The 21,187-nt window shown below is 48.7% G+C and carries 19 protein-coding genes, 2 tRNA genes and 1 other annotated feature; of the genes, 19 read left to right on the forward strand and 2 right to left on the reverse strand.

The window, feature by feature from the left end; all coding sequences use genetic code 11:
• Positions 1-18: 18 nt before the first annotated feature.
• Both FYJ59_RS00400 and FYJ59_RS00405 read right to left on the reverse strand, forming a co-directional pair.
• A complete protein-coding gene (locus FYJ59_RS00400; RefSeq protein ID WP_154494818.1) occupies positions 19-1,125 on the reverse strand; it encodes an ABC transporter ATP-binding protein in 1,107 nt (368 codons plus the stop codon).
• Positions 1,126-1,193: 68 nt separating this feature from the next.
• Positions 1,194-1,943 carry an FRG domain-containing protein gene (locus tag FYJ59_RS00405; RefSeq protein WP_154494819.1) on the reverse strand — a complete coding sequence of 250 codons (750 nt, stop codon included), beginning with the start codon at positions 1,941-1,943 and terminating at the stop codon, positions 1,194-1,196.
• A gap of 282 nt (positions 1,944-2,225) precedes the next feature.
• Here FYJ59_RS00405 and FYJ59_RS00410 point away from each other — a divergent pair, with 282 nt between their 5' ends.
• The 19 genes from FYJ59_RS00410 to sigH all read left to right on the forward strand — a co-directional run bounded on the left by FYJ59_RS00410 (position 2,226) and on the right by sigH (position 21,120).
• Entirely contained in the window at positions 2,226-3,764 is a 1,539-nt protein-coding gene (locus tag FYJ59_RS00410; RefSeq protein WP_154494820.1) for an alpha-amylase family glycosyl hydrolase, read from the forward strand.
• A gap of 251 nt (positions 3,765-4,015) precedes the next feature.
• On the forward strand, positions 4,016-5,041 hold the full coding sequence (locus FYJ59_RS00415; RefSeq protein WP_154494821.1) for a LacI family DNA-binding transcriptional regulator: 1,026 nt from the start codon (positions 4,016-4,018) through the stop codon (positions 5,039-5,041).
• Positions 5,026-6,357: an MATE family efflux transporter gene (locus FYJ59_RS00420; protein WP_154494822.1), complete on the forward strand. Its 1,332-nt coding sequence runs from the start codon at positions 5,026-5,028 to the stop codon at positions 6,355-6,357. Before FYJ59_RS00415 ends, FYJ59_RS00420 begins: the two co-directional genes overlap by 16 nt.
• A 98-nt stretch (positions 6,358-6,455) precedes the next feature.
• Positions 6,456-7,118, forward strand: coding sequence for an epoxyqueuosine reductase QueH (locus FYJ59_RS00425; RefSeq protein ID WP_154494823.1), 663 nt, complete (start codon positions 6,456-6,458; stop codon positions 7,116-7,118).
• Positions 7,119-7,278: 160 nt separating this feature from the next.
• The gene (argS, locus tag FYJ59_RS00430; RefSeq protein WP_154494824.1) at positions 7,279-9,045 is read left to right on the forward strand and encodes an arginine--tRNA ligase; all 1,767 of its coding nucleotides are present in this window, start codon (positions 7,279-7,281) and stop codon (positions 9,043-9,045) included.
• A 621-nt stretch (positions 9,046-9,666) separates the two neighbouring features.
• Positions 9,667-10,782 (forward strand): DUF362 domain-containing protein, encoded by a 1,116-nt coding sequence (locus FYJ59_RS00435; RefSeq protein ID WP_154494825.1) that lies wholly within the window; start codon positions 9,667-9,669, stop codon positions 10,780-10,782.
• Between the two features lie 123 nt (positions 10,783-10,905).
• Positions 10,906-10,978 (forward strand) — tRNA-Val (locus tag FYJ59_RS00440).
• A 22-nt stretch (positions 10,979-11,000) separates the two neighbouring features.
• A tRNA-Met gene (locus FYJ59_RS00445) sits at positions 11,001-11,074 on the forward strand.
• 244 nt (positions 11,075-11,318) lie between these two features.
• Positions 11,319-13,016 (forward strand): DEAD/DEAH box helicase, encoded by a 1,698-nt coding sequence (locus tag FYJ59_RS00450; protein ID WP_331464251.1) that lies wholly within the window; start codon positions 11,319-11,321, stop codon positions 13,014-13,016.
• Between the two features lie 109 nt (positions 13,017-13,125).
• The gene (locus tag FYJ59_RS00455) at positions 13,126-14,733 is read left to right on the forward strand and encodes a hypothetical protein (protein WP_154494826.1); all 1,608 of its coding nucleotides are present in this window, start codon (positions 13,126-13,128) and stop codon (positions 14,731-14,733) included.
• A 99-nt stretch (positions 14,734-14,832) separates the two neighbouring features.
• Positions 14,833-15,369 carry a 2-C-methyl-D-erythritol 2,4-cyclodiphosphate synthase gene (gene ispF / locus FYJ59_RS00460; RefSeq protein WP_022153966.1) on the forward strand — a complete coding sequence of 179 codons (537 nt, stop codon included), beginning with the start codon at positions 14,833-14,835 and terminating at the stop codon, positions 15,367-15,369.
• 166 nt (positions 15,370-15,535) lie between these two features.
• On the forward strand, positions 15,536-15,889 hold the full coding sequence (locus FYJ59_RS00465) for a BlaI/MecI/CopY family transcriptional regulator (protein WP_022153965.1): 354 nt from the start codon (positions 15,536-15,538) through the stop codon (positions 15,887-15,889).
• 224 nt (positions 15,890-16,113) lie between these two features.
• The gene (locus tag FYJ59_RS00470; protein WP_154494827.1) at positions 16,114-16,368 is read left to right on the forward strand and encodes a type II toxin-antitoxin system HicA family toxin; all 255 of its coding nucleotides are present in this window, start codon (positions 16,114-16,116) and stop codon (positions 16,366-16,368) included.
• Complete coding sequence (locus tag FYJ59_RS00475) at positions 16,365-16,697, forward strand: type II toxin-antitoxin system HicB family antitoxin (protein ID WP_117466726.1); 333 nt, start codon at positions 16,365-16,367, stop codon at positions 16,695-16,697. Before FYJ59_RS00470 ends, FYJ59_RS00475 begins: the two co-directional genes overlap by 4 nt.
• A 67-nt stretch (positions 16,698-16,764) precedes the next feature.
• Positions 16,765-16,996 (forward strand) — a binding site (T-box leader).
• A gap of 39 nt (positions 16,997-17,035) precedes the next feature.
• A complete protein-coding gene (gene cysE / locus FYJ59_RS00480) occupies positions 17,036-17,752 on the forward strand; it encodes a serine O-acetyltransferase (RefSeq protein ID WP_154494828.1) in 717 nt (238 codons plus the stop codon).
• 35 nt (positions 17,753-17,787) lie between these two features.
• Positions 17,788-19,197, forward strand: a complete 1,410-nt coding sequence (cysS, locus tag FYJ59_RS00485) for a cysteine--tRNA ligase (RefSeq protein WP_328597188.1) — start codon at positions 17,788-17,790, stop codon at positions 19,195-19,197.
• Positions 19,182-19,622, forward strand: coding sequence for a Mini-ribonuclease 3 (locus FYJ59_RS00490; RefSeq protein ID WP_118545592.1), 441 nt, complete (start codon positions 19,182-19,184; stop codon positions 19,620-19,622). Before cysS ends, FYJ59_RS00490 begins: the two co-directional genes overlap by 16 nt.
• Before the next feature lie 71 nt (positions 19,623-19,693).
• A complete protein-coding gene (gene rlmB / locus FYJ59_RS00495) occupies positions 19,694-20,437 on the forward strand; it encodes a 23S rRNA (guanosine(2251)-2'-O)-methyltransferase RlmB (RefSeq protein WP_148446177.1) in 744 nt (247 codons plus the stop codon).
• 41 nt (positions 20,438-20,478) lie between these two features.
• On the forward strand, positions 20,479-21,120 hold the full coding sequence (gene sigH, locus FYJ59_RS00500; RefSeq protein WP_154494830.1) for an RNA polymerase sporulation sigma factor SigH: 642 nt from the start codon (positions 20,479-20,481) through the stop codon (positions 21,118-21,120).
• Positions 21,121-21,187: the final 67 nt, after the last annotated feature.

Below are 21,187 nucleotides of genomic sequence, written 5' to 3' on the forward strand. Positions count from 1 at the left end.
GCAAAATCGGATAAAATATTAAAAACGGATGCGTTCTTCGGTGTCGGTGCAAAAGAGGAATACTTTTGCGGGCTTTAAGCCGAAATGCACTTTTCCGGTGGGAAGAGATTTCCCTTCGTCCGCATCAATGATGGAACGGATGGTAACGTTCTGGGACTTCTCATGGGTGGAAACAATGCTCACATCCCGGCCCATGACCTCCAGACGTACCAGATCGCAGGAGAGCGGTCCGTCCTCTTTTAAGATGAAGCCTTCCGGGCGGATGCCGACATGCACGGGCTGATCCGATACTCCGGGAGTGGACAGGACAGCTTCGGAGCCAATATATAACTGCTCATTTTTTACCTCACCGGAAAATACATTGATGGGAGGTGTGCCGAGGAACTTTGCAACGAACAGATTCACGGGATCATCATATACGTTCTGGGGCTTGCCGATCTGCTGTACGATACCGTCCTTCATCACGACGATCATATCGGAGATGCTCATGGCTTCGTCCTGATCGTGGGTAACGAAGATGGTGGTGATCTGCGTCTCCTGCTGGATCCGGCGGATCTCTTCTCTGGTCTGGAGACGGAGTCTGGCATCCAGATTGGAGAGAGGCTCGTCCAAAAGAAGAACGCGAGGCAGCTTGACTAAGGCTCTGGCGATGGCAACACGCTGCTGCTGACCGCCGGAGAGCTCATTGGGTTTGCGCTCTAACAGGTGATCGATCTGTACCAGCTTTGCCGCTTCCAGCACGCGCTTACTCATCTCTTCTTTGGAAAGCTTGTCAGCACCCTTCAGATTCTCCAAAGGGAACTGAATGTTTTTTTCCACAGTGAGGTGGGGGTAGAGGGCATAGCTCTGGAACACCATGCCGACACCGCGGTTCTCGGGCGGAAGTCCGGTGACATCATCTTCGCCGAAAAAGATCTTGCCCTCGGTGGGTTTCAGCAGACCGCAGATCAGATTCAGGGCAGTACTTTTGCCACAGCCGGAGGGACCTAAGAGTCCGATCAGCTTGCCGTCGGGGATCTCGAAGTCGAAGTCATTCACGGCAATGACATCCTCGCGGTTCTTCCTGCCGCGGACAGAACTGCGGGCGGGGAATTTCTTGGTCAGATGCTGTAATACGATTTTCATGTGTATATTTCCTTTCTTAATTAATGAATCTAAATCCCATAGGAGTCCTTCAAAATCGCAAATGATTTTCAGATTCCATAGGAATCTTTCAAATCATTCGATATATGATCCAGATCGGGATATACGAAGCTCTCGGAGATGCCGAATACCCGCAGGCTTTCTATAAAGTATTGTTTCCGCCCGGAGGGAATAATGATCTTATACAGCATATTTTCATCGCAGATGTCTTCCAGACGTTCCAGAGAGTTATGTACGGTGAAGTTGGAGTACTGGGAGTACATGCGGAGGTTGTTTTCCGTGGAGCTGCAAGCCAGGATCTTGTTTTTCAATTCCGGATTGTGGTGGTTGTGTTTGAAGGCGGGCAGCAGCATTTCCTGGGTGGTGTCCGCATCAATGGGATAGATGCAGTTGCCGAAGCCTTCCTTCTCGTTCAACAGACCCGGTGTCAGTACCCAGACGCAGGCATCGGTGTCTGGAGTCTCCCGGTAAGTCTCCGTGGCGAAAAATACGGCGATCAGGGGAGACTGGGTCCAGTCTAACATTCTCGTGGGCAGACCGTAGTGCTGCATCAGGGAGACCCAGCCGGCGTAATTGTGTTTGTCGGGAGGATTGTCCAGGATCTGTCTCGCCCGGATATAGAAATCATTGGCAATATAGCGTTCGGAGTCCAGTCTTTTCTGACTTCGCTGGATGGAAGGGATCAGAGTCAGATCCGCGTTCTCTTCCCCGCGGAACCAGAGGCGGACGCCGTGCTTCTCGCGCAGACTGCTTACGAACTGCAAAAGTTCATCGATGGTGCTTACTTTTTCTGTTAACATGATAGACCTCGTTCTTATTTTATCCTAGTTGGATGCCTACGGATTGTTTTGTGCTACGCACTCTCACTTCTACGCTCCGCTTCGGTCCGTGCTAAACATGTGCCACTGGCACATAGCACCCTGCCCGCTATTCGCATATCGTGAAGCTTACCGGGGCATCAAGCTATTTTATTATAGATGGTTTTTCTCAGTTGTACAAGTATCCATTCTGTGGTATGGTAAAAGAAAGAATACGGAAAACGTTTTTATAATAAAAATAAAGCACACAGGAAGGAGTACACTATGGCAAAATGGCTTGATAATGCAATCTTTTATGAAATTTATCCCCAGTCTTTTCTGGATACCAATGGTGACGGTATCGGTGATTTTCAGGGTATCATAGAAAAACTGGATTATATTAAGGAACTGGGATGTAATGCAATCTGGATGAATCCCTGTTTTGCATCCCCCTTCGGAGACGCAGGCTATGATGTGGCGGACTACTATCAGGCAGCTCCCAGATACGGCACCAATGCGGACCTGAAGCGTCTGTTTAACGAAGTACACAAACGGAATATGCATATCCTGTTAGACCTGGTGCCGGGACATACATCTGTGGCACATCCCTGGTTTAAGGAGTCCTGTAAGGCAGATCGTAATGAATTTACTGATCGTTATATCTGGACCGACAGCACCTGGGGACAGTTGGAGAACATGGGAAGTCTGTGCGGTATCTCCGAGAGAGAGGGCTCAGTGATCGTGAACTTTTTCGCACACCAGCCGGCACTCAATTACGGATTTTATAAAAAGACACAGGACTGGCAGCAGGATCCCGATGATCCGGGTCCTAAGGCAACGCTTGCAGAGATGGAAAATGTCATGCGGTTCTGGATCGGCATGGGCTGTGACGGCTTCCGTGTGGATATGGCAGGTTCTCTGGTAAAAAATGATGAGGACAGCAAGGGAAACATTGCTCTGTGGAGAAAGGTAAGAGCGTTCCTGGATGCAGAGTTCCCTGAGGCAGTGCTGGTATCCGAATGGGGAGAACCGGACAAGTCCCTGCAGGGCGGCTTCCATATGGACTTTTTACTTCATTTTGGACCATCTCATTATAACGATCTGTTCCGCTGCGAGGAGCCTTTCTTCTCCGGAAGAGGTAAAGGCGATGTGGCAGCCTTCGTAGAGAAATATAAGGAAAATTATGAAAAGGCACAGCGCAAGGGTCTGATCTGTATTCCCTCCGGCAACCATGATATGGATCGTCTGGCGAGAAGCATTCATGGGGAGGAATTAAAGGTGGCATTTGCATTCCTGCTGTCCATGCCAGGTGCACCGTTCCTGTATTACGGTGATGAGATTGGTATGCGCTATGTGGAAAATCTGCACTCCGTAGAGGGCGGTTACGGACGCACCGGTTCCCGCTCGCCTATGCAGTGGGATCATACCACCAACGCCGGTTTCAGTGCGGCACCGAAGGAAAAGCTTTATGTCAAACAGGACGAAGCCACTGACCGTCCCACGGTGGAGGAGCAGATGGCAGATCCGGATTCCCTGTATCATGAGATTCAGAAATTGATAGGCATTCGTCAGGCTCACAGCGCCTTGCAGAGCCGCGGAGAGATTGAGTTCGTCTATGCCGAGGCTAACCAGTATCCTCTGGCATACCTGCGCAGTGATGACAAGGAGAAGATTCTGATCATTATCAATCCGGCGGACAGAGAGGTCAGCTTCGACGGAGACTATGCGGTAAAGGAAGCTTTGTATACCTTAGGTGGGGAAGCTGCATTTGCAGGCGGAAAGGTTACTGTGCCCGGGGGCAGCGCCGGATTTTATCTGCTGTAATTTCCCGAACGTAATGGAAAAAAACGAGCGGGATGAGAAACCTGTCAGAAATAAGAAAATCGCTATGACTCAAACGGGAGAGAATCCACTAAATGGTTTCTGTCCCGTTTTTGTGTATACGAAGTATAAAAATCACTAAAAAATCTAACAAAAATTTGGCTGTGGTTACGCGCTTAACCTTTGATTCTTACGGACTTTTGTAATACCATAGCAGTAGAGGTAAAAGGGGAAAACAAAAGGAGGAAGTGAGAATGGATGGAAATAAGGTCCGGATCGCCGATGTGGCGGAAGAACTGGGATTAAGCACGGCAACAGTCTCTAATGTTCTTCATGGCAAGACTCACAAAATGTCGGAAGCGACCATAAAACGTGTGGAACAGAAGCTGGAGGAGACGGGCTACATTCCGAATATGGCGGGAATATTGCTGGCACGGAACAATTCACGGATCATTGGCGTAGTGGTCAATGACGGAGAAAAATATGAGGGAAGAGTGTTGGAGGATGGCTTTGTCATGGCTTCCCTGAACGCGCTTTCCAGAGAGATGAACCGCAAGGGCTACTTTCTCATGGTCAAGACTACGGCGGACATCCGGGAGATCCCGGCATTTGCTTCTATGTGGAATATGGACGGACTGATCCTGATGGGGTTCTGCTGGGCAGATTATGAGACACTGCGGGCGCATTCCCGGATCTCGTTTGTGGTCTACGACGGCTATCTGGAGGATACACCCGGAATCGTGAATCTGGTGATCGACCATTATGATGGTGGGTATCAGGCAGGGCAGTATTATAAAAAACTTGGACATACGAAGGCACTGTGTCTTGCGGATAATGAGATCTGCATGGATAAAGAGCGCATGGACGGTTTTACGGCGGCATTTGCACCCGGGGAAGTGACCAGGTGGAAGATCCCCATGCTTGCGAAGGAGCGGAGAGCCTTTTATGAAGAACGGGAAGAAGCATTAAGACGCTCTGGGATCACGGCGGTATTTGCGGTATCGGATTATTATGCACTGGATTTCCTGCGGTTCGTGCAGGAAAAGGGGTGGAAGGTGCCGGAGGATATCCAGGTCATTGGGTTTGATGATAATGCTGCCAGCAAAGAGTCGGTTCCGGCACTGACCACTATCCATCAGGAAGCGGCACTGCGGGCACAGAAAGCTATTGACTGTATCGAAGCCATGCGGGATCATGTGGGCTGTGAGAGCCGGATCGTCCTGCCGGTGGAACTGATCGCCAGAGAAAGTACGAGGGAAGTGCCATGTCACAGTTTATGAAATCCATGTGTAAAATAGCGATTCCCGTCACATTACAGAGCATGCTGCAGGCATCATTTTCCATTGTGGATCAGCTGATGATCGGACAGCTTGGTGAGACGAATATTGCAGCGGTGAGAATCTGCGGAAATTATTCTATGCTTGTTTCTGTGTTGTTCAGCGCGGTGGGAGCAGTGGCGGGAATACTGATCGCCCAGTTTCTGGGAGCGGAGGACAGACGGGAAGCCTGGAGCAGCTTTACGGTCAGCATGGTACTGTGCGGTATGATCGCAATTTTGTTTTGTGCGGCATCGTTTTTAGCACCGGCAGGAATCCTTGGACTGTACACGAAGGATACGCTGATCCTTGGAGCCGGCTGTGGCTATCTTCGTCTGATCGCGGTTACTTTTCTGCCCATGGGCGTCAGCACGATCCTGTCGGTATGGCTCAGATGCCGGGAGCACGCTACGGCAACGCTGGTGGCATCTTTATGTGCGGTAGTGGTCAACACAGTGGGAAATTATATTCTGATCTTTGGAAAAATGGGAGCACCCACACTGGGGATCACAGGTGCCGGAATAGCCACGCTGACTTCACAACTGATGAATCTGTTGATCCTTGCGGCCTGTTTCATCGGATGCCTGCACAAGGATGCGGACCGGATGCAGTTGTCCCTGCATTTTGATAAATTAAACAAAAAAGAATATCTGCTCATGATCTGCCCTATCCTGATCAGTGAATTCCTGTGGAGTCTGGGACAGAACGTGGAGTCTGCAGTGTATGGGCATCTGGGGACACAGAATCTTGCTGCTTATACCCTGACCTGCCCGGTGCAGGGGCTGATGGTGGGAGCACTCAGCGGTCTGTCCGCAGCAGCCGGAGTCCTGATCGGTAAAAGGCTTGGGAAAAAAGAATACGATGCCGCTTATGAAGAGTCTGGGAAAATAATGAAAGCAGGTCTCCTGGGAGCAGTGGTGGTATCCGGCGTTCTGATGCTTTTCTCCGGAAGCTATGTAAGCTTCTACCGGGTGGATACGACAGTACAGGAGCTGGGACAGTCTCTTTTGTTCGTTTTCGCACTTTATGCACCGGTGAAGATCGAGAACATGATACTGGGCGGCGGAATCCTAAAAAGCGGCGGAGACACGAAGACCGTGATGCTGATCGACATTGTGGGAACCTGGGGCATGGGAATCCCGCTGTGCTTCGCAGGCGCTTACCTGTTACAGTGGGGTATCGTCGGAGTGTATGTGCTGCTCACTTCGGAGGAGATTCTGCGGCTTGTGATCTCACTTATTATTTTCCGGAACAAGAAGTGGATGATCAGTCTGGCGTAGCGGAGAAGCTTTCGAAAAAATGATTGCGGCATCTCTAAAAAAATATGCTATAATGAGCGCAGGCTGGAGTATAAGAGTATAATTGAAAAGAGAACCGTATGAATCAGGTAAATTATCAGAAAGAATTAGAGAAAATTTTAAACACCTTACAGGAGAAGGGCGAGGCAGCGTCGGATTACCGGCCGCCGCACCTGTTTCTGCATAGTTGCTGTGCACCCTGCAGCAGCTATTGTCTGGAATATCTGTGTCGTTATTTTTTGATCACGGTATTTTATTACAATCCCAACATTTCCTTTTCGGAAGAATACCGAAAGCGCGTGGCGGAGCAGAAGCGCCTGATCGCAGCTTATAATAAAGAAGAAAAGGGCTGGCCCATCGACATCGTGGAGGGAGATTATGAACCGGAGCGTTTTTATGAGATGGCGAAGGGCTATGAGAACTGTCCCGAGGGGGGAGAGAGGTGTTTCCGCTGCTTCGACCTGCGGCTGCGCAGGACCGCGGAGCTGGCAGCAGGTGGTGGCTATGACTATTTTGCCACGACCCTGACCATCAGCCCTCTGAAAAATGCGGCGAAGATCAATGAGATCGGGCAGATACTTTCCGGGGAATATGGTATCCCCTGGCTGCCCTCGGATTTCAAGAAAAAGAACGGATATAAGAGATCCATCGAACTGTCCGCAGAGTATGAGCTGTACCGGCAGAATTATTGCGGCTGTGCCTTTTCCAAAGCGGAGCGGGAAGCACAGATCACAAATGCGTAATTGCGTCTTGCGGGATAGGGGATTTTAGGATATAGTAGAAATATTGAAAACAGCATAGTAGCGTGAGAGATAGAAATTGTGACTGCATAAGATATTCCGGTACATTACAGGAAGTAACGGAATACCGGCAGATTACTGAAAGGTATGAGGATGAACTGACATGAAGAAATTTTTAGAAATGCTGACAGAGGAAATGCAGCAGGCATTTACCGCAGCCGGCTATGACGGAAATCTTGGAAAAGTAATGCTTTCCAACCGTCCAGATCTGTGCGAATATCAGTGTAACGGCGCCATGGCGGGAGCAAAGCTGTATAAAAAAGCCCCCATCATGATCGCAAACGATGTGGCAACAAAGCTTGCAGACAGCAAAGTGTTTTCCGAAGTGGTGGCAGTAGCACCCGGATTTTTGAACCTGAAGGTCAGCGAGGCATTTTTGCTCACCTATTTACAGGGCATGGAAGCAAATGAAAAATTCGGTCTCGAGAAGCCGGAACATCCCAAGAAGATCATCATCGACTACGGCGGCCCCAACGTGGCGAAGCCTCTGCATGTGGGACATTTACGTTCCGCAGTGATCGGTGAGAGCGTAAAGCGCATCAGCCGTTATGTGGGTCATGAGGTCATCGGTGATGTGCATCTCGGTGACTGGGGATTACAGATGGGTCTGGTGATTACCGGTTTACAGGAGAGACAGCCGGAGCTGGTATATTTTGATGAGAACTACACCGGGGAATACCCCGAAGAGGCACCGTTTACCATCAGTGAACTGGAGGAGATCTATCCCGCAGCCAGCGCCAGGTCCAAGGAAGATCCCGAGTACAAGGCAAAGGCGATGGAAGCGACTTTCAAATTGCAGAGCGGTGTCAGAGGATATCGTGCCCTGTGGAAGCACATTATCAATGTGTCTGTGAACGACCTGAAGAAGAATTATTCCAAATTAAATGTAGAATTCGATCTGTGGAAGGGCGAGAGCGATGTCCATGACATTATCCCCGAGATGGTCGCTTATATGAAGGACAACGGCTATGCACACTTAAGCGAGGGTGCGCTGGTAGTGGATGTCAAGGAAGACACCGACACCAAGGAGATCCCTCCCTGCATGATCTTAAAATCTGACGGAGCCTCCCTGTACAATACCACAGACCTGGCTACCATTATGGAGCGTATGAAGCTGTATCATCCCGACGAACTGATCTATGTGGTAGACAAGCGTCAGGAGCTGTATTTTGAGCAGGTATTCCGCTGTGCCCGCAAGACGAAGCTGGTAGAGCAAGGGACGGAGCTTAAGTTCTTAGGCTTCGGTACCATGAACGGAAAGGACGGTAAACCCTTCAAGACCAGACAGGGTGGTGTCATGCGTCTGGAGAATCTGATCAAGGATACACAGGATGAGATGTACAAAAAGATCAAGGAAGGCCGCGACATGGAGGATGCCGAGGCGAAAAAGGTAGCGGATGTGGTAGCTATCTCCGCTTTAAAATACGGTGATCTGTCCAATCAGGCATCCAAGGACTATATATTTGATATCGACCGCTTTACCTCCTTCGAGGGAGATACCGGTCCCTATATCCTGTATACCATTGTACGTATCAAGTCTATTCTGAATAAATACAAGGAGCAGGGCGGGGATTTGACAGCTGTGAAGCTGCAGCAGCCCGGCAATGCTTCTGAAAAAGAGCTTGCCATGGAGCTGGCACAGTTCAATACCATGATCGCTACGGCGGGAGAGGAACTGGCACCCCATAAGGTATGTGCCTACATCTACGATCTTGCGAATGCTTTTAACCACTTCTACCATGAGACCAAGATCCTTGGAGAAGAGAATGAGGAGCGTAAGCAGGGGCTGGTGGCACTTTTAGTACTGACCAGAGATATTCTGGAGACCTGTATTGATATGCTGGGATTTGAAGCTCCGGAGAAGATGTAGTAAAAAAGAAATTTGGAAGAAAATGGCGCATCTATAAGTCATGATATTCCGTACTGAGTAAGCCGATAAAGAAAGAGTTGTAGGCATGATTGAAAAATAGAATATAGGTTTGACATAGATGCGGTTAAATGCTATTATAATGATAAAGATAAAGAAGGTGCTACCGATAGACGGTTAGCCTGATATATTGTTAGCTATAAAAATAACCGCCAAGTTTTGTCAGGACAGGGCGGTTATTTTTGTGTCTTATTGTTGCTCTTAGATCCAACGGAATAACCAAGAGCAAAGCAAGTAATACACAAGCTGATAATGGCTATAAAAAGTTGCGTTGTAAGCATAAGCACAAACCTCCTCAAAAGATTTCCCAAAGTGGATTTCTATGTAAACACAGGCTATAACTCCTGCGGAGAAGGCTAACCGCCTACCGAGTAGGGTAGCACCAAATACATTATATCAAACATATGTTCTAAAATCAAGCTTACAATAAAATCAATAGTATTTTGTACCGATGAGGCATTGAAGTGTCTGACTTATAGAGGATTTGAGGAGGTGCGCTAATGGTTGGTCAAGGGAGAGAAGCACAAAATCAATTGATAGATTTTAGTAAAACAAGAGGATTTTATGATACAGACATTACACATCGTACCAGAATATAACGAAGAACTGATCTATCCCGCCATCTGCAAAAGCATGGAGGCGTTGCACATCGCCGCAGATTTACGCACGGAGATGAAGATCGTCATCAAGCCTAACCTCGTCATGGCGAAATCCCCGGATTTTCCCGCCACCACGCATCCGCTGGTGGTAAAAGCAGTGATCCGGTGGCTCCGGGAGCAGGGCATGCAGCACATCACCATTGCGGAAAGCTCCGGTGGTCTCTACAATGCCGAAGCTATGAAGCATGTGTATCACGTATGCGGCATGGATACTCTGGGCGAAGGTGCAGAACTGAACATGGACTTTTCCGCACAGACCGTGAATTGTCCGGCAGGATTTAAAAATCACAGCTTCCACCTGATCACTCCCATCGTGGAAGCTGACTATATCATTAATATCTGTAAGCTGAAGACCCATGCCATGACCGGTTATTCCGGCGGCATCAAGAATCTCTTCGGCACCATCCCCGGTCTGGAAAAGCCCCAGATGCACTACCGTTGGCCGGAGATCGAAGATTTCTCCAACATGCTCTTAGAGCTGGCTCAGACTGTGGCTCCACAGCTTACAGTCATTGACGCCATTGATGCCATGGAGGGTAACGGTCCCACCGGCGGCACTTCCCATCCCCTGCATATGCTGCTGGCAGCAAAAGATTTCTATACCCAGGACTGTTTCGCCGCAAAACTTATGGGATTAGAGCCCACAGAGATCGTTATGCTGCGTCAGGCACTGGAAAGAGGTCTGGCACATCCCAAGGAGCTGACACTTGTGGGAGATCCGGTTCCGGAAGGATTATCTCCTTTTCAGAAACCGGATACCCAAAAATTAGATTTTACCAACGGCGTGCCGAAATTTTTACGCAAGCTCTTCATGTTCGTGGCTTCCCGCCTGTTAAAATCCTATCCTCAGCTAACCCCGGAGAAATGCGTGGGATGCGGGAAATGTGCAGAAAGCTGTCCGGCACATGTGATCAAAATTGAGAACCATAAGGCAAAATTTAAAAGGAAAGGCTGCATCTCCTGCTTTTGTTGTCAGGAAATGTGTCCGATGAAAGCAATCAGCGTGAAAAAAGCACTGTAATACCGGTCCTTTTATTATTGTCTTAATTGCATACAAAATTTTTACAAAAATATCAAAAAACTTGTTGACAAAGTAGCACGCCCATTGTATACTGAACAAGTCGGTTGCGAGAGCAGCTACAATGGAATCTTAGCTCAGCTGGGAGAGCATCTGCCTTACAAGCAGAGGGTCATAGGTTCGAGCCCTATAGGTTCCATTCCAACTTCGGTTGGTCATATGGCGAGATAGCTCAGTTGGCTAGAGCATGCGGTTCATACCCGCAGTGTCGAGGGTTCGAATCCCCCTCTCGCTATTTTAAAACGAGAATAGAATGTTCTCGTTTTTTATTGCATTTTATTGTGTTGAAGAAATCGCTTGTTTTTTCAATGCTTCCGTGCTATACTACGAAATGTTGTTGAGATTTGATGGAAGAAATCAGAAGCGCATCGCAATGATTTCTTTTTTTGTGCAACAATTCAGAACCAGGATGATTTTCATAAAGATGCGATTTCGCGAATATAGTTCTGATTGTTGAAGTTAATTTAAAGGAGTATTTTGTGAGTTATTTTTTGAAAAATGAAGAAGTGAACGAAGAGGTTGAAGAAGTAAAGGCGCAGGACGGTATCGCATCGATCGAGCCGTTGCTGGATAACCGTATTGTCCGCGCGATTCGGGAGATGGGGTTCGAGAAATTGTCTCCGATCCAGGAGCAGGCAATTCCCTATTTATTACAGGGGGAGGACATCATCGGGCAGGCTCAGACCGGTACGGGCAAGACGGCTGCATTCGGCATTCCGGCGATCCAGCACATCAATCCGGATGTGAAAAAGTTACAGACCATTATCTTATGTCCTACCAGAGAACTGGCGATCCAGGCGGCGGAAGAACTGCGGAAGATCGCAAAATACATGCACGGCATCAAGGTGCTGCCGGTCTACGGCGGACAGGATATCAGCCGTCAGATCGCGGGACTGCGGGGCGTGCAGATCATCGTGGGAACCCCGGGACGTGTCATGGACCATATGCGCAGACGCACCATTAAGCTGGATCTGGTGAACATGGTGGTACTGGATGAGGCGGATGAGATGCTCAACATGGGCTTCCGCGAGGATATGGAGCTGATCCTTGGACAGATCCCCGGCGAGCACCAGACCGCACTGTTCTCCGCAACCATGCCGAAGCCGATCCTGGAGATCACAGACCGTTTCCAGAACGATGCGAAATTAGTAAAGGTGGCAGCGCAGGAGCTGACCATTCCTCTGGTATCCCAGAAGTTCTACCGCGTGAAAAATCAGGACAAGGATGCCGCCTGCGTAAGACTGTTAGAGTATTATCAGCCGAAGCTGACCCTGATCTTTTGTAATACGAAGAAAAAGGTGGACGAGCTGTCAGACTTATTAAAGGAGCAGGGCTTCCAGGCGGAAGGACTGCATGGAGACCTGTCCCAGGCGCAGCGTGATGCGGTCATGAAGCGTTTCCGTAACGGTGGAACCAGTATTCTGATCGCTACGGATGTGGCAGCCAGAGGTATTGATGTGGATGATGTGGAAGCTGTCATTAATTACGATATTCCGCAGGATATCGAGTACTATGTGCACCGTATCGGCAGAACCGGCCGTGCTGGCAGAAAGGGCAGATCCTTCACTTTTGCCAACAGTAGAGAGATCTACAAGATCCGCGAGATCGAGAGAGTCTGCCACACCACCATCACGGAGAAAAAGCTTCCCGGTGCTGCGAAGGTGCTGAAAGCGAAAGCAGACAAATATCTGAACAAGGCATGGGAATTGCATGAGCATGAAGACATCGAGCTGATGAAGAGCTTTTTACAGCGGAAGATGGAAGAGGAAGGCTGTGATGCACTGGAGCTGGCAGCTGCCATGCTGAAATTACAGGTCGGTGACAAGGGCGAGGAGATCGCCGCAGATGAATATACAAAGCGTGGCAATCGCTTCGGGGACAGAGGCCGATCCGTCAGAGGCGGTGGTGAAGGCCGCAGCTTCGGCAGAGGAGACGGAAGACGGAGATTCGGCCGCGTTGACAGAGACCACAGAGAGGATGGAAGCACCGGTTCCGGTGAGGGTAGAAGACGCCGCAGAAGTGACAGCCGCGAAGACGGAAGAAAATGGAACGACCGCGACAGGAAAAACGCAGATCATAAACCCTCCGCAGAGAGAGCAGAGAGAGAAGCGAAAAAGAGAAAGAAACGGGAAGAGCCGGGCATCGGCAACAGCTTCCCCAAGAGAAAACGATCTTAATTTAATGAGAAAACTTGTAGATTTGCCGCAAAAGCCGCAGTTGTGCTTTTGCGGCAAATCGTGTATAGTTAGGGAAGAATGCATAGGCACTAACAGAAAGGTCTGCGGTATGAAAACACTGAAAAAACAGATACCATATATTTTGCTGGGAGCGACGCTTCTGCTCCTGCTTGGTCTAAATATCATCAGCCAGGATCACTGGCTGGATTCCGATATGGCGGCGGAGATGATCTTTTCCCGGATCCTATCCGAAGAGCACCACATTTTTTCCACGACAAACTGGTATTATTCCACGGAATTCCGCGTGTTGTATACACAGCTGATCATGGGGCCGCTGTTTCGTATCTGCAGCAACTGGCATGTGATCCGTACGATCACGAACCTGGTATTTTATGGGCTGATGCTGGCTTCCTATTATTATTTTATGAAGCCGTTAAAAGTATCCCGCGGACTTACGGTGTTAAGCTCCTGTCTGTTGCTGTTGCCTTTTTCCGAGACCATGATGACGCATATGCAGATGGGCAATACCTACATGTCCCATGTGATCCTGGTGCTGTGGTTCTTCGGTATGTATCTGCGGTTGTGTAGCGGAGAATATCGTGCAAAACGTAAGGTCAGCCTGTGGATATTCTATGTGTTGCTTGCTATCGTCTGTGGAATGTCCGGCGTGCGTTACCTGCTGGCATTGCAGTGTCCTCTGGTACTGACTTCCTTTTTCTATCTGCTGGGTGGTGAGGAATTTCAGAGTTTCCGAGGAGAGATGACAAAGGAGCATTTCCGCTCTTTACTTTCTACGGACAGGATGCGGTATTTTCTATATAGTCTGGTGGGGGCATTTTTCGCGGTAGCGGGTTATGGCATAAATGTTGTCTTCATCAGTCATAAATACGTATTCCAGACCTATGGCGCCACGAATTTCATCGCATTGTATCACGGTGTGTTATTTGACCGGATTCAGAATGCGGTGGGATGCCTGTTGATGCTTTTTGGCTATATTCCGGATAAGGGCTTTTTATCTCTGCGGGGCGTTGTGACGATGGCAGCCTTCGTGATGCTTGGCATCTACGGATACGTTACGGTCAAAAGCGGGAAAATGCAGCGCATCACGGGATTTCGCAGCCTGATCACACTGTTTTTGAAAGTCAGTTTTGTACTGAATCTGTTTGTGTTTATTTTTACCACCAGTACCATGGTGCCGCGGTATTATATCACGATCTTCATTTTCGCCCTGCCGGTATTGTGCTTTTATCTGGAAGAGGAAAAAATGCCCTTTGACAGATATGCGGTGACGGCACTGCTTACCGTCTGCCTGCTTCTTGGAACGGGGAAAACAGTGATGTCTTTTCTAACGGTGGACAAGAACGAGACGAAGCGTCCAGTGGCGGAATTCCTTGCGGGGAACGGATATGATTTCGGCTTCGCTACTTATAATAATGCCAATATCATCACGGAGCTTACGAATGGTGAAGTGGAGATCGGCAATATCGGAGATCCCGAGCACCTGGAGTATTTCAAGTGGTCTTCGCCTATGAAATATTATGAGGAAGGGTATCATACAGGGGAGACATTCCTGCTCCTGACGGCAGAAGAGTGTGCGGAATATGCAGAGGCTCCGGCATTAAAGCAGGGCGAAAAGGTATATGAGGACGGCAGTTATACCGTCTATGTATTCGACAGCACGGAGGAACTGATGAACTGTGCTGTGGCGAGACAATAATGACAGAGATTTGGCATATTGCAGACGATATTGCAACCCGCCGTCGTGTGGATCTGGATACAGAGGCCGGGGGATAACGTCTGCGGAAAGGTTGTAAGTATGAGAATCGGAATGGGATATGATGTACACCGTCTGGTGGAGGGAAGAGACCTCATCATCGGCGGCGTGAAAATACCTTATGAAAAGGGACTTTTGGGACATTCGGATGCGGATGTCCTGCTCCATGCGATCATGGATGCGCTGTTGGGAGCAGCGGCGCTGGGGGATATCGGGAAACATTTCCCGGATACAGATCCCGCGTACAAGGGTATTTCTTCCATAAAATTACTGGAAAAAGTGGGCGAGCTGCTGGAAGAGAATCATGTGTTTATCGAAAATATCGATGCGACGATCATTGCACAGGCACCGAAGATGCGCCCGCATATCGATACCATGCGGGAAAATATCGCGAAAGCCCTGCTGATCGATGTGGGACAGGTCAATGTGAAGGCTACCACGGAGGAAGGACTGGGATTCACCGGCAGCGGAGAGGGAATCTCCTCTCAGGCAATCTGTCTGGTGACTACGCCGTTTGATCTTACGGCACAGGCGATGCAGGGGGGATGTGGAAGCTGCAGCGGATGCCCGAAGAGCTGATAATTTCGGAAAATAAGAACTTGACAAATAGGTCGATAGGATATAGACTTTAATTATAAAAGGTCTGTATGCTACCGACCTTTTATAATGTGATGAGTGCAAAAAAGTCAATAGGATTGCATAATTGGCAAGTGCTGGATTAAGAAGGATACAAGGAGGAATGGAAATGTATCAGATGACGGAGACAGAATACAAATTTGCTGAGCTGATCTGGGAGGAGGAACCCATCGGTTCCGGAGAACTGGTAAAACAGTGCGCGGAGAAGTTCGGCTGGAAGAAATCCACTACCTATACGTTTATTAAAAAGCTTTGTGAGAATGGTATTTTCAAAAATGAGAATGCCATCGTATCTTCCGTATTGAATAAGGAGGAATACCACAGAGCCCAGGGGGAGGCTTTCGTGGAGAAGGCTTATGGTGGTTCGCTGCCGAAGATGATCGCCGCATTTATCCAGAGCAAGAAGCTCAGCGCAGCGCAGATCGCTGAGATCGAAGCTATGATCGAGGATTATAAGGGGTAGGGGTTGACAAAATACTATTGTGATATTAAAGGTTCTATGCTAAGATAAATGGCATAGGACCTTTTTCTATTATCAGATCTATTTTCTATTAGAATCCAATGTCGGAGAAATTTTCCAATCCATTGAAATTAAGTAGAAAATATGCTTTTAACTTCATTTGTGCAACTAAAAACAGTTGCAAAAAACAAGCAGAAAAAATATAATATAATTAACAAGGGGTACAAATGGGACAAAAGGAAAAACTAATTGAACAGTTAAAAAACAGACCTAAGACATTTACGTTTCATGATGCGGAAGTTTTATTGGATTATCTGGAATTTACGAAATTCAATAAGGGGAAAACCAGCGGTTCCAGAGTGATGTTTACCAGTGAGGAACACGGGAGTATATTACTGCATAAGCCGCATCCGCAAAAGGAATTGAAAGCATACCAGGTCAGACAATTATGTGATCTGTTGGAACAGGAGGGATTGATTTGAAAAATACGATGGAATATAAAGGGTATGTCGGCAGCGTAGAATTTTCCGAGGAGGATGGGATTTTTTTCGGAAAAGTAATGGGGATCCGTTCTCTGATCTCTTATGAGGGAACCGATGCCAGGAGTCTGGTAGAGGATTTTCATGGGGCGGTAGATGATTATCTGCAACTGTGTGAAGGACAGGGGAAAGCTCCGGAAAAAGCATACAAGGGAAGCTTTAATATCCGGATCGCGCCTGAGACTCATAAGCAGCTCGTGATCCATGCGACTGCATGCCAGATGTCACTGAATGAATATGTGAGGGAAACGTTGGAAAAAGCAGTGATGTAGGAAACTCCGGGGTTGACAAAACCAGTATTTTTGCATATCTTATTTAGTAGGAATTATCATATATGCAGTAAAGGCATGGAGCAGGAAAAGTACTTTTCGGTGGGACGCCAGAGAGAAGCTGTTAGAAGCTGGGAGCGGCTTTCGTCTGAGGAAAAGGAAGTGCGCCTGTGAGCTGATCCGGGGAACAGACATAAGTATCCGGATCCGGTAAGCACCCGTTATGTGCATGGCGTTTTACGCCAGAGTGAAGGGCATTGTCCCTTAAGTAGAGTGGAACCGCGGATAAATTCGTCTCTAAGAGAAGAGTTTGTTCGCGGTATTTTTTTCGAGGTGAGAACATGGGCATCATCAAAAATTTAAAAGAAGAAGTCCGTATTATCAAGGAACGTGATCCTGCGATCCATTCCTCCATGGAGGTTCTTTTGTATCCCAGTTTCAAAGTCATGATCCATTACAGACTGGCGCATAAGCTGTATCTGAGCGGACATTATTTCTGGGCGCGGTATATTTCCCAGAGAGGTGTGCGCAAGACCGGCATCGAGATCCATCCCGGTGCACAGATCGGCAAAGGATTTTTCATCGATCACGGTAACGGTGTCATCATCGGTGAGACCACCATTATCGGCGACAATGTGACCCTGTATCAGGGTGTGACCCTGGGAGGTACCGGTAAGGAGCACGGCAAACGTCACCCCACCATCGGCAACAACGTCATGATCAGTGCGGGAGCGAAAGTCCTGGGATCCTTCACCATCGGAGATAATTCGAAGATCGGTGCCGGAAGCGTGGTCTTAAGCGAAGTGCCGCCCGGATCCACGGTGGTAGGTGTACCGGGACGCGTGGTAAAGCGCAACAACGCAAGCCTTCCCCAGGAGACCATGAACCAGACGGATCTCCCCGACCCGGTACGGGAAGACATCACGGTATTGCAGCGTGAGAATTCCGAACTGACCAACCGGGTACTGGAAATGGAAGATGAATTAAAGCAGCTGCGCAGGCTGGTGGTAATGAGCACCGGAGCGGGAGCACAGATGAAAAAAGAAGATCAGAATTAGAACAGAACTAGAATCAGAAAGGATAAATTATGAGCATTCAAATCTACAACACCTTAAGCAAGAGAAAAGAAGAATTCAAGCCCTTAGAGCCCGGCAAGGTAAAAATGTATGTCTGCGGACCTACCGTATACAACCTGATCCATATCGGAAATGCCCGTCCTATGATCGTATTTGATACCGTGCGTCGTTACATGGAATACAAGGGATATGAAGTGAACTATGTATCCAACTTCACGGATGTGGACGATAAGATCATCAAAAAAGCTAACGAAGAGGGCGTTGAGCCCGGCGTGATCTCTGAGCGTTACATTGCAGAGTGCAAAAAGGACATGGAGGGCATGAACATCAAGCCCGCTACCAGGAACCCCAAGGCTACCGAGGAGATCGGCGGCATGCTGGACATGATCCAGACCCTGATCGATAAGGGACATGCCTATCCCGCAGCAGATGGCACCGTATATTTCCGTACCAGAAGCTTCAAGGACTACGGCAAGCTGTCCCACAAGAATCTGGACGACTTACAGGGCGGTAACCGTTCTCTGTTAGTCTCCGGTGAGGACCAGAAGGAAGATCCCTTAGATTTCGTACTATGGAAGCCGAAAAAAGAAGGCGAGCCTTACTGGGATTCCTGCTGGTGCCAGGGACGTCCCGGCTGGCACATCGAGTGCTCCGTCATGAGTAAGCGTTATCTCGGCGAAGAAATCGATATTCATGCCGGCGGAGAGGATCTGATCTTCCCTCATCATGAAAATGAGATCGCACAGTCCGAGGCAGCCAATGACAAGCCTTTTGCAAAATACTGGATGCACAATGCTTTCCTGAACATTGATAACCGCAAGATGTCCAAATCCCTGGGCAATTTCTTCACTGTCCGGGAAATCTCCGAAAAATACGATCTGCAGGTACTGCGTTTCTTCATGCTGTCCGCGCATTACAGAAGTCCGCTGAATTTCAGCGCTGACTTAATGGAAGCTGCGAAGAACGGCTATGAGAGAATCGTCACCAGCGTGGACAATCTGAAGTTCTTACTGGACAAGGCAGCAGATACCGAAATGACCGGGGAAGAGAAGAACTTACTCACCGAGGCACAGGGCTTTGAGACCAAGTTTGACGAAGCTATGGATGATGATTTTAACACCGCAGATGCACTGGCAGCTATTTTTGAACTGGTAAAATTCGTGAATTCCAATGCCAAGGCTGAGAGCAGCAAGGCATTCCTGGAAGCATTAAAGCAGGAGATCGTGACCCTGTCCGATATCTGCGGACTGATCGTGGACAAAAAAGCAGAGATGTTAGACAGCGACATAGAGGCACTGATCGAGGAGCGTCAGGCAGCCAGAAAGGCGAAGAACTTCGCAAGAGCCGACGAGATCCGAGATGAACTGTTAGCTAAGGGCATTGTACTGGAAGATACCAGAGAGGGTGTAAAATGGAAGAGAGCATAACCCTTCTTACTAAGATCAAGCAGACCTTCGACTGTGAAGGGCAGGATGTCCGGGCATATTCTCCGCTGACATTAGCCTACATCGGAGACGGGATCTATGAACTGGTGATCCGAAGTATTGTGGTGGAACGTGCCAACCGTTCCGCCAATGACCTGCATAAAAAGACAACACGCTATGTAAAAGCACCGGCGCAGTCCGCCATGATCGAGGCACTGCTTCCGGAGCTGACAGAGGACGAGGAAGCGGTGTACCGCAGAGGACGCAACGCCAAATCCTACACCACGGCGAAAAATGCTTCTGTGGCAGACTACCGCAGAGCTACCGGATTTGAAGCACTGATGGGGTATCTGTACCTGACAGGACAGACAGACCGGATGCTTGAGCTGATCAAAGACGGTATCCGCCTGGCAGGTCTGGAGATCTGAGTGTAATGTAACGCATGTGACAGAAAAGTAATGCATAATGAGAAAGTAATACGTAATAAGAAAGGACAAGCATGGGATATCAGGAATTTACCATAGAGGGCAGAAATGCCGTGATCGAGGCGTATCGTTCGGGCAAACCCATTGACAAGCTGTTCATTTTGGATGGCTGTCAGGACGGTCCGATGATGACCATTAAAAGAGAAGCAAAAAAACATGACACGTTAGTAAAGTATGTGACCAAGGAGCGCCTGGATCAGTTATCCGAGACCGGAAAACATCAGGGCGTCATCGCTTATGCGGCGGCTTATGAGTATGCGGAGGTGGATGACATTCTGGAAGCAGCGAAGAAAAAGGGTGAACCGCCCTTTATTTTCCTGTTGGATAATATTGAAGATCCCCATAATCTGGGAGCTATCATCCGTACTGCCAATCTGGCAGGTGCCCATGGCGTCATCATTCCGAAGAACCGTGCAGCGGGACTGACCGCTACGGTAGCAAGAACCTCCGCCGGAGCACTGAATTATACGCCGGTGGCAAAGGTGACGAATCTGGCGAAGACCATCGAAGACCTGAAAAAGGAAGGTCTGTGGTTCGTGTGCGCGGATATGGGCGGTACTACCATGTACGATCTGGATCTGAAGGGCCCCATCGGTCTGGTCATCGGCAACGAGGGCGAGGGCGTAGGCCGTCTGGTGAAGGAAAAATGCGACATGGTGGCGTCGATTCCCATGAAGGGGGATATCGATTCCCTCAATGCTTCCGTAGCAGCAGGCGTACTGGCTTACGAGATCGTACGTCAGAGACTGCAGGCATAACAGGACGCTGCATCCGGGAACAGGATAGCAAAGGGGAAAGAATGACAGAGCATTTCAAATATGAAGATATGACAGATGAGGAGCTCATCGACCAGCTGCGGGAAGGCGACAGGCCGGTGATGGACTACATCTGTGACAAGTATAAAAATCTGGTGCGCAGCAAGGCGAAATCCATGTATATCCTGGGCGGAGACAGTGAGGATCTGATCCAGGAGGGGATGATCGGCCTGTTCAAGGCAGTGAGGGATTACGACTGTGGCAGAGACGCCAGCTTTTACACTTTTGCGGATCTGTGTATCAGCAGACAGATGTATACGGCGGTGCAGGCATCGAAACGGCTGAAGCACACACCGTTGAATACTTATGTCTCCCTGGACAGCCATGGAAGAATGGAAGAGGACAGAGATCCGGAGACACAGACACTGGCGGAGCTTCTGGCGGATAAGACCGGCAGGAATCCCGAGGAACTTTTTCTGGATAAGGAAAGAGTGGCCTATCTGGAGAAAAGGATCGCCACGGAGCTGAGCGAGCTCGAGCGTCAGGTGCTGGATCTCTATATTACGGGAATGAGCTACACACAGATTGCGAAGGTGCTCAGGAGGAGTGAAAAAGCAACAGAAAATGCGCTGACCCGTGCAAAGCAGAAAATCCGCGGCTTTTTAAGCAAAGAATCGAAAATTTAGATTTATTTAATGGATTTTCGCGATCCGGTAGTGGTAACATACTACTATACAGATGTTTACGTGGGAA

The sequence above is a fragment of the Waltera intestinalis genome (genome assembly GCF_009695995.1).
In the GTDB taxonomy this organism is placed as follows: domain Bacteria; phylum Bacillota; class Clostridia; order Lachnospirales; family Lachnospiraceae; genus Acetatifactor; species Acetatifactor intestinalis.